7 protein-coding genes are annotated in these 7,452 nt (G+C 68.0%); 1 reads left to right on the top strand and 6 read right to left on the bottom strand.

Translation table 11 applies throughout. The features are described from left to right. Positions 1 to 233: 233 nt before the first annotated feature. The 5 genes from ACG01O_RS18685 to ACG01O_RS18665 form a co-directional block, all read right to left on the bottom strand. Positions 234 to 1,745 (bottom strand): tripartite tricarboxylate transporter permease, encoded by a 1,512-nt coding sequence (locus tag ACG01O_RS18685; protein ID WP_394386914.1) that lies wholly within the window; start codon positions 1,743 to 1,745, stop codon positions 234 to 236. Between the two features lie 7 nt (positions 1,746 to 1,752). Next, positions 1,753 to 2,451 carry a tripartite tricarboxylate transporter TctB family protein gene (locus tag ACG01O_RS18680; protein ID WP_394386913.1) on the bottom strand — a complete coding sequence of 233 codons (699 nt, stop codon included), beginning with the start codon at positions 2,449 to 2,451 and terminating at the stop codon, positions 1,753 to 1,755. Positions 2,452 to 2,576: 125 nt separating this feature from the next. Further along, a complete protein-coding gene (tfpB, locus tag ACG01O_RS18675; RefSeq protein WP_394386912.1) occupies positions 2,577 to 4,394 on the bottom strand; it encodes a type IV pilus assembly ATPase TfpB in 1,818 nt (605 codons plus the stop codon). A 14-nt stretch (positions 4,395 to 4,408) separates the two neighbouring features. Then, positions 4,409 to 5,182, bottom strand: a complete 774-nt coding sequence (locus ACG01O_RS18670; protein ID WP_394386911.1) for a spermine/spermidine synthase domain-containing protein — start codon at positions 5,180 to 5,182, stop codon at positions 4,409 to 4,411. 9 nt (positions 5,183 to 5,191) lie between these two features. Further along, positions 5,192 to 5,755: a DNA-deoxyinosine glycosylase gene (locus ACG01O_RS18665; RefSeq protein WP_394386910.1), complete on the bottom strand. Its 564-nt coding sequence runs from the start codon at positions 5,753 to 5,755 to the stop codon at positions 5,192 to 5,194. A 54-nt stretch (positions 5,756 to 5,809) separates the two neighbouring features. Between ACG01O_RS18665 and ACG01O_RS18660 the strand changes: the two genes are divergently transcribed. Beyond that, positions 5,810 to 6,631, top strand: coding sequence for an MOSC domain-containing protein (locus tag ACG01O_RS18660; RefSeq protein ID WP_394386909.1), 822 nt, complete (start codon positions 5,810 to 5,812; stop codon positions 6,629 to 6,631). Here the strand turns inward: ACG01O_RS18660 and ACG01O_RS18655 are convergent. Then, positions 6,624 to 7,442, bottom strand: a complete 819-nt coding sequence (locus tag ACG01O_RS18655; RefSeq protein ID WP_394386908.1) for a TatD family hydrolase — start codon at positions 7,440 to 7,442, stop codon at positions 6,624 to 6,626. The two genes, ACG01O_RS18660 and ACG01O_RS18655, sit on opposite strands and share 8 nt — an antisense overlap. Between the last annotated feature and the right edge of the window lie 10 nt (positions 7,443 to 7,452).

The following is a 7,452-nucleotide window of genomic DNA, read 5'->3' as shown; positions in this document are numbered from 1 at the left end:
AAAGCTCGCCGCCCAACCTTTCGGTCAAGCCCTTCGCCAATGACTCACCGCTTGTCTTGCGACTCGCGCTGCGTTGTCATCAGCGAAGCCCACGACTGTAGCACAGGTTTTTTCGGGAGCGCAAGACATCGGCGGAAATTCTTTCGAGACACGCCGACCGGCGGCGGAGACACCCTCAGCTCTGGCTCGCCCGTTACCTGCCAGCGCGGCAGGCTCCGGGCAGCGCGCCTACCTCAGCCCTCTTCTTGGAACGCCTCTTCACGCTTGCTCTTGATACTGGGCAACATCACCAGCAGCACCAGCAGCACTGCGCCGATCAAAAGCCCTGCAGAAAGCGGGCGCGTGATGAAGGTGCTCCAGTCCCCGCGCGCCAGCAGCAAGGCCCGTCGCAGGTTCTCTTCCATCATTGGGCCCAGGATGAAGCCCAACAGCAGCGGTGCGGGCTCGCAGTTCAACTTGTAGAAGACGTAACCCAGCAAGGCGAAGGCAGCCGTCAGGTAGACGTCGAAGCTGTTGTTGTTCAGCGAGTAAGTGCCAATGCAGCAGAACACGACGATGGCCGGAAACAGGAAACGGTACGGCACCGTCAGCAACTTGATCCAAATGCCGATCAGCGGCAGGTTCAAAACCACGAGCATCAGATTGCCGATCCACATCGACGCGATCAGGCCCCAAAACAGCTCCGGGTTGCTGGTCATCACCTGCGGTCCGGGCTGAATGCCTTTGATCGTCATGGCCCCCACCATCAGCGCCATGACAGCATTGGGCGGGATGCCCAGGGTAAGCATGGGAATGAACGATGTTTGCGCGCCGGCGTTGTTGGCACTCTCCGGGCCCGCCACCCCCTGGATGGCCCCCTTGCCGAAGGGCACGCTGGGGTTGCGGACGATCTTCTTCTCCAAGGTGTAGGCCGCGAAGGACGCCAACAGCGCCCCGCCACCGGGCAACACCCCCAGAACAGACCCCAGCGCTGTGCCACGCAGCACGGCAGGCCACGCCTCGCGCAGATCGTCCTTGGTTGGCCAGAGGCCTGTCACTTCTTGGGTGAAGACTTCCCGCGCCTCCTCGGGCTGCCCCAAGTTGGCGATGATTTCGCCAAAGCCAAAGATGCCCATGGCAATGACGACGAATCCCACGCCATCACCCAACTCAGGCGTGTCGAACGCGTACCGAACCGTTCCTGAGATCACATCAGTGCCCACTTGGCCCAACAGGAGCCCCAACACGATCATGGCAATCGCTTTGATCAAGGATCCCGAAGCGAGCACGACGGCCCCAACCAGGCCCAGCACCATCAGCGAAAAGTACTCGGCCGAACCAAACTGTGCCGCGAGGCGCGTCATGGGCTGTGCGAACGCGGCAATGATGACCGTGCCCACGCACCCCGCGAAAAAGCTACCGAGGCCCGCCGCCGCCAAAGCAGCGCCTGCGCGGCCACGGCGGGCCATCTGATAGCCATCAAGCGCCGTCACCACCGAACTGGATTCCCCGGGCACGTTGATCAAGATGGCGGTCGTGGAGCCCCCGTACTGGGCGCCGTAGTAAATGCCGGCCAGCATGATCAGCGCCGGCGTGGCATCCAAGGCATAGATGGACGGCAGCAGCATGGCGATCGTTGCCACGGGCCCGAGCCCTGGGAGCACGCCAATCAAGGTGCCCAGCACCGCACCAAAAAATGCATAGGCGAGGTTCTGGCCTGTGAAAGCGACGCCGAAGCCAAGCGCGAGGTTTTGCAGCAAATCCATACGTCCCTCAGCCAGCCAACACAACAGGCCAGACCGGCATGGTCAAACCCAAGCCGTCGATGAACATCCAGCAACTGATGCAAATCAGTGTGGCGACCAGCAGCACAACTTCCATGGTGGGCCGCAGGGCCGCGGGCGCACGGGTCACAAGCAACCAAGCCAACAGCGCGGAAGGCACCAAACGCCCGAGCAAGGCGACTGCAAGCGTCACGGCAGCACGCAGGCGCGAGCCTGGTGCCCCCCAGTCACCCAGCACTGCGCCCAACGCGGACAACAACGCCGGTACCAGCGTGTGCAGCAACAGCGCTGCCAGCGCGGTGCCGACGAGGGTTCCCACAATGGTGGGGCGCAGGCGGCTCCCCCGGTCGGCCTGCAGCGACAGGGCCACCAGCAGGGCCAACGCCACCACCAGCCCAAGCCGCGGCAGGGCCGCGCCGAACACCGCCACCGCTGCCACCACCACCAGCAAGGGGCGCCACGCGAGGGCCCCGATGGGGTCGCCGCCCTCCGATTCCAGCGTCAACGCCTTGAACAGCACGATGCCACCCAGCAGCGCCAGCAGCACACCCAGCACGAACGGGAAATAGCCCGGGCCGGGGCTGGCCGAACTGCCGAACGCGTATTCCGTCGCGCCCCAAGCGAATGCCACACCCACCCCCAGAAACAGCAGCCCGGCGCAGAAGTCTCGCTGGCTCTTGATCTTCATCGTTCCTCGCCTCCGGCCTGCCGGCGCAGCCGCCGGTGTCTGAACGATTCTGTCAGTGCGCGGCGGGCAGGCGCCTGTGGATTACGCGCAGCAACCGGTTGAACATGGGGGGATCAGCCTCGGGTTCAGCCTTCCCAAGCCGGCGTGCTGCGCAGCACTTCGTCCAGCGTGGTGACACCTTCGGCCACCTTCATCGCGCCCGCCAGGCGCAGCGGGCGCAGGCCCTCTTGCATCGCCTGGCGACGCAGGCCGGCCAGGTCGCCCATCGCGCCCTTCACGCTCTCGGTCACGGTCAGCAGCTCATACAAGCCGGCGCGCCCGCGGAAGCCCGTGTTGCGGCACTCCAGGCAGCCCACGGGCTTGTACGCCTTCACGCCACCGCCCAGGCGCCAGTGCCGCACGGTTTCGTTGAGGCGCTCGCGCGTCATCGCGTCGTCGGGCTGCTTGCAGTGCGGGCACAGCGTGCGCACCAACCGCTGGGCCAGCACGCCAATCACCGTGGCGCTGATCAGGTAGGTGGGCACCCCCAGGTCCTGCAGCCGGGTGATGGCCGACACCGAATCGTTGGTGTGCAGGGTGCTGAAGACCAAATGGCCGGTCAGCGCGGCCTGGATGGCCATCTCGGCCGTCTCCAGGTCACGGATTTCGCCGACCATGATGATGTCCGGGTCCTGCCGCATCAGCGCGCGCAGGCCTTCGGCAAAGCCAAAGTCCAGCGCGTTTTGCACCTGCGTCTGGTTGAAGGCGGGCTCGATCATTTCGATCGGGTCTTCCACCGTGCACACGTTCACCTCGTCCGTGGCCAGGCGCTTGAGGGTGGAATACAGCGTGGTGGTCTTGCCGCTGCCGGTCGGGCCGGTCACCAGGATGATGCCGTGCGCCTGGCGCACCAGGGCCTCCCAGCGGTCCGAGTCATGTTGGCCAAAGCCCAGCGAGGCCAGGTCCTTGACCGCGGTGTCGGGGTCGAAGATGCGCATCACCATCTTCTCGCCGAAGGCGGTGGGCAGGGTCGACAGGCGCATTTCCACTTCGTCGCCTGCCGGGTTGCGGGTTTTGATGCGCCCGTCCAGCGGGCGTCGCTTCTCCACCACGTCCATGCGGCCGAGCAGCTTGATGCGCGAGGTCATGGCCGCCAGCACGGTCGACGGCAGCTGGTAGACGGTGTGCAGCACCCCGTCGATGCGGAACCGGATCACGCCCATCTCGCGGCGCGGCTCCAGGTGGATGTCGGACGCGCGCTGGTCGAAGGCGTATTGCCACAGCCAGTCCACCACCTGCACCACGCCCTGGTCGTTGGCGTCCAGCTGCTTGTTGTTCTTGCCCAGCTCCACCAGCTGCTCGAAGCTGGCGATCTGGCTTTGCTCCCCCGCCTTGGCCGCCTGCCGCACCGACTTGGCCAGCGTGAAAAACTCGGTCGTGTAGCGCGCAATCTCCAACGGACTGGCCACCACCAACCGAATGGGCTTGCGCACGTGGGAGGCGATCTGGTTCACCCAGTCGATGTCGAAGGGCTCGGAGGTGGCGATGGTCACCTCGCTCAGCCCGAACTGCACCGGCAGGCAGCGCTTGGCTTCGGCGTAGCCGACCGACATCACATCGCCCACGCGGCCCACGTCCACCTTCAGCGGGTCGATGCGCAGGTAGGGCATGCGGGCCATGCCGGCCAGCCACTCCGTCAGGGCCTCCACATCCAGCGCCTTGCCGTTGGACACCCGCACCAACCCGGCGTGCCCCAGGCGCACCAACGGGTGCAGCGAACTGTCGCCCGCGGCAAAGCGCTGCTCGGTGCGCTGGGCTTGCGCGGCGTCGATGACGCCATCCCGCAGCAGCCACTTCAGCACCTGCCGCCAATCCAGGCGGCCTTGCGGCGGGGCGGCTGAGGCCCCGGACGCGGAAACGGCGCTGGGTTTGGGCTGCGAATCAGGCTTGGCGGTGGCGTTCATGGGCGGGTGTCGAGTCACAGCGCTTGGAGGATGCTCATGGGCAGCGGGCGCACCAGCCGCAACCACTTGCGCGCCGGCAGTTTGAAGCGCGATTCGATCGTAGCGGCGCGCTGCTCCAGCACCTCACGGTGCGGCACCTGCACGCCGCGCGCGGCCACCACCACGGTGTTGCCTTCCTTGGTGGGCGCCAGGCTCCATACCTGGTCGGAACCAAAGGCACGGGCGATGCGCAGCGCGCTGCGTGCAAAGCTCGCGCTGCGGCCGAACAGGTTCACCGTCATCAGCCCGCCGTCGGCCAGCACGCCGCGGCAGGCTGCGTAAAAGGCATCGTCGTCCAAGACCGGCGCGGCGGCGTCGTGGTCGTACAGGTCCACGTTCAGCACGTCCACGGTCTGCAGGTTCGCATCGTCGTTCACCCAGCGGGCGGCATCGGCGTTCACGACGTTCAGCCGCTCGTCGTTCGCCGGCAGGCGGAACCACTGGCGGCAAGCGGCGATCACCTCCGGGTTGATCTCCACCGCCGTCGTCTGCATCTTGAGCTGGCCCTGGCAGAAGCGCGTCAGCGCCGCGGCCCCCAGGCCCAACTGCACCGCGTGGCCCTGGCCCAGCGTGGCGCTGTCACGCCACAGCATCCAGGCGCACATGCGCTGCACGTACTCCAGCTCGATCTGATCGGGCTTGCGGATGCGCATGGCGCCTTGCACCCAGATCGAATCCAGGTGCAGGAAGCGCACGCCATCGAATTCGCTCAGGGTGGCGGGCCCCCAGGTCTGCTGCTTTGATTTCATGGCGGCATCCTAGACGTAGGGCGCCAGCGCCTCGCGCCACGCCGACTGCTTGGCGGCCAAGGACAAGCTCGCGTGCGCCGGGCTGGTGGACGGCAGTTGCAGCACCGGCACCGCGGGCGTGCCCAGCGCGCGCAGCGTCTGGCGGTGGGCCAAGGCCCCGTTGCAGGCGATCGCACGCAACGCCGGCAACTGCGCGAGCAGCATGGCCAGGTCGCTGGGCTGCGCCGCTTGAATGGCCGTGTCCAGGCTGCCTTGCCGCTCACAGGAGGCCACGGCATCCCACAAGGCCACCCGGTGCTGGCGCAGGGCCTGCAAGCGATCTTCATACGGGCGGGAGGCCAGGTCGGGCAGGTTCAGCACCGCTGCCATCGCCGGCCAAAACGCGTTGCGGGGATGGGCGTAGTACTGCGACGCCTTCAGCGACGCCACGCCCGGAAAGCTGCCCAGCACCAGCACCCGGGCGTGTGCATCGAACGCCGGCGCCAAACCCACCCATCGCACGGCGGCATCGTGGCCTAGCAGGACAAGAGCGGGCTCGGGGGTCAACCCGGGGGCGGGGGCAGGCAGGGGCATGGACACTTCAGCCCGCCGCACTCGGCGGGGCCGCAACCAAAGACGAGAGACATCATGGCTGATCTGATCGCCCGCATCGGCGGGCTGTGGCGCTACCCGGTCAAATCGTGCGCCGGCGAGGCGGTGGACGCCCTGCCCCTGGGCGACGACGGCTGGCCCGAAGGCGACCGCGGCTGGGGCCTGGTGGACGCTGCTGGCGAGTTGACCTGGATGGGCGCCCACCCGCGCCTGGCCTTGGTGTCGGCGCGCGCCACGCCAGAAGGCCTGACGCTACACACCGCCGACCGCACGGTGACCGTGACGGCCGCAGCCACCGAAGGCCACGAACAGACCGTGCGCGGCTGGAACGGCGACCGCCAGGACTTCGACCTGTTGCAAGCCTGGGACGCGGGCGACGCCGCCGCCGACCTGCTGCGCGCCGCCACCGGCGCGCCGCTGCGCCTGGTGCGCCTGAGCCAGGCCGCCCAGCGCCGGCCGGTGCTCAATGCGCTGCACCTGGTGGGCGATGGCTCGCTGCAGGCCTGGGGTGAAGCGCTCGGCACCCCTGCCAACCCGCTGGCCGCGCGGGCACGCCCCAACGTGCTGCTGCAAGGCGTGGACGGCGAGCCCCTGCCCGCCTTCATTGAAGACTTGCTGACCGAAGCGCGCGTCGGCGCGTTGACCCTGCTGCGCACCCAACCCTGCGTGCGCTGTGTGATGACCTCGGTGGACCCCGCCACCGGCGAACCCCAACCGCCCGCACTGGAAGCGTTGACCCGGCTGAGCGCCGAGCGCGCCCCCGGCGCGCCGGTGCAGTTCGGCATCTACGCCCGAGGCACAGGTGCCGGCGTGCTGCGCGTGGGCGACCGGGTGGACCTGACGCTGAACTTCAGCTGAGGCCTGAGAGCCGGGGCAACGCCGCCCGGGCATTCGCGCCCGTGACGGCCGAGGTTTGCGCCGCCGTCCAGCCGCGCAGGTCGGCCAGGGTCTGCGCGATGCGCGGCAACTCGGCCGGCTCGTTGCGCCCCTGCCCCGGCGCGGCCTGGCGCGCCTCGGCGGTCTTGTATAGCCACTGCGGCGGGATGTCCGGCGCGTCGGTCTCCAGCACCAACGCGGTCTCGGGCAAGCCCGCCGCCAGGCGGCGGATCTGCAAAGAGCGCTCGAACGTCAGCGTGCCGCCAAACCCGAGCTTGAAGCCCCGGTCGACGAAGGCCAGCGCCTGCTGTTCGCTGCCATTGAACGCGTGCGCAATGCCACCGTGTGCGAAGCCCACGCGGCGCAGGCCCGCCAACAACAAGTCGGCGCTGCGGCGCACGTGCAGGATGACGGGCAGCGCGAAGCGCTGAGCCAGCTGGAGCTGACTCACGTAAAAGCGCTGCTGCACCTCAGCGTCCAGCCCCGGCACGAAGAAGTCCAGCCCGATTTCGCCCACCGCCACGAGGCGCGGGTCGCCCTGGTGGGCGTGCAGGGCTGCGGCCAGTTGATCCAGCGCATCGGCCGGCGCCCGCATCACATAGAGCGGATGGATGCCCAGCGCGTACGCCAAGCCGTGCTCGGCGGCCAGCCGGCGCACCGCGTCGAAGTTTGCCGGCTCCACGGCCGGGATGACGATCTGCGCCACGCCCGCCGCCCGGGCCCGGGCGACGACGGCATCACGGTCCGCGTCGAACTCGGCCGCGTCGAGGTGGCAGTGGGTGTCGGTCCACACTGCCGGCTCC

It is taken from the genome of Pelomonas baiyunensis (assembly GCF_043555935.1).
GTDB classification, from domain to species: domain Bacteria; phylum Pseudomonadota; class Gammaproteobacteria; order Burkholderiales; family Burkholderiaceae_C; genus Pelomonas; species Pelomonas baiyunensis.
Note: the sequence above shows the minus strand (reverse complement) of the source record. Positions and strands in the feature narration are given on the sequence as shown.

What these genes read in the sequence shown, in the direction of transcription:
- tfpB (WP_394386912.1), bottom strand. Translation starts at nt 4,394, where the DNA reads ATGAACGCCACCGCCAAGCCTGATTCGCAGCCCAAACCCAGCGCCGTT.
- ACG01O_RS18670 (WP_394386911.1), bottom strand. Translation starts at nt 5,182, where the DNA reads ATGAAATCAAAGCAGCAGACCTGGGGGCCCGCCACCCTGAGCGAATTC.
- ACG01O_RS18680 (WP_394386913.1), bottom strand. Translation starts at nt 2,451, where the DNA reads ATGAAGATCAAGAGCCAGCGAGACTTCTGCGCCGGGCTGCTGTTTCTG.
- ACG01O_RS18685 (WP_394386914.1), bottom strand. Translation starts at nt 1,745, where the DNA reads ATGGATTTGCTGCAAAACCTCGCGCTTGGCTTCGGCGTCGCTTTCACA.
- ACG01O_RS18665 (WP_394386910.1), bottom strand. Translation starts at nt 5,755, where the DNA reads ATGCCCCTGCCTGCCCCCGCCCCCGGGTTGACCCCCGAGCCCGCTCTT.
- ACG01O_RS18660 (WP_394386909.1), top strand. Translation starts at nt 5,810, where the DNA reads ATGGCTGATCTGATCGCCCGCATCGGCGGGCTGTGGCGCTACCCGGTC.